Genomic DNA, 1239 nt, shown 5'->3' on the forward strand with positions numbered 1-1239 from the left:
CGCACCCTCCGTGTCGCCCGACCTGGCCCGCAAGTCGGCCCGGTTGTAGTGCAGTTCCCAGAACGGCGGACCGAGCGTGATCGCCGTGTCGTAGTCGGCCAGCGCGGCGGTGTCGTCGCCCAGTTTCTGCAGGACGTCGGCGCGGTCGAAGTAGTAGTCGGGGTAGTTCGGGTCGAGCGCGATGACCGCGGTGAAGTCGGCCAGGGCCTCGGTGGGCCGGCCCAGCGCCGCGTGGACCCTGGCCCGGTTGTGGAGCAGTGCCGAGCGGTGCAACCGGTGCCGGTCCGCCGGGAGTTCACGCTCCATGCGGAGCAGCCCCTCGTCCACCAGACGGAACGCCTCCTCCAGATTGCCCATGTGCATCTCGATCAGGGCGAGCCCGTTGCGCTGGAACACCGTGTGGAAGGTGCGCAGTTCGGGATCGGGCAGCAGGCCGGCCACCGTGACCGAGTTGTTGACGTACGCCTTCGCCACCGCGTGGTCCCGCCGCTCCGGCGGATGCAGCCGGGTGTAGAGCATGGACAGCGCGTAGCCGGTGAAGATCTGGGTCAGCGGAAGGGCGTACCGGCCGCGCACCTCCAGATAGAAGCGTTCGGCCTCCGCGGTGCGTCCGAGGAAGGCCAGCGCCGAGGACATCTTCCCGGTGACATGCGCGTACAACTCCGCCCGTCCGGGCCCGGCCAGGGCCCGCGCCCGGGGGGCGTAGTCGAGGATCGCGTGCCAGAAACCCATCCCGGCGCAGTGGTAGACCGCTTCGTAGAGGGCGTCGCCGCCCGCCGCGGCCGCGTCGCCGCCGTGTTCGAGGTGGTACGGGATCGCGCCCAGCCACAGGCTCCGGTCACCGTCGCGCCGTAGCCGCTCGGCCCGTTCGTCGTGCAGTCGGGCGCGGGTGTCCGGGTCGGCGGCCCGGTAGGCGGCCAGTTCGTCCGGGTCGTCGGAGGTGCCGTCGGCGTCGATGTACGCGCGCAGCAGCCGGTCCTGGTCGCGGGCGGGGCGGGGACCGGGTGCGGGTACGTCGGCGGGGCGGGCGTACCGGTCGAGTGCGGCGGCGAGTTCGTCGGTGAGTTCCCCGCCGCGGCTGCTCACGGCGACCGCGACGGCGGTGCCCTGGGTGCGCCGCAGCAGGATCGCCAGGAACTCCTGGTCGGTGTGGTCGGCCTCGTCGACATCGGTGTACGCCAGCCGCAGTACGCCGGGAGTGCTCAACTGCGCGTAGGCGACGAGGAGTTCGACCAGGCC

At 71.9% G+C, this 1239-nt stretch carries 1 protein-coding gene; it reads right to left on the reverse strand.

The genetic code is table 11. The annotated features are described in order from the left end of the window. Window positions 1-1239, reverse strand: a 1239-nt coding sequence (locus ACFWI9_RS34450) for a tetratricopeptide repeat protein (protein WP_387169277.1), incomplete at both ends; no start/stop codon positions are given.

Origin of the sequence: Streptomyces sp. NPDC127084, from assembly GCF_042724175.1 — a bacterium.
Classification (GTDB): domain Bacteria; phylum Actinomycetota; class Actinomycetes; order Streptomycetales; family Streptomycetaceae; genus Streptomyces.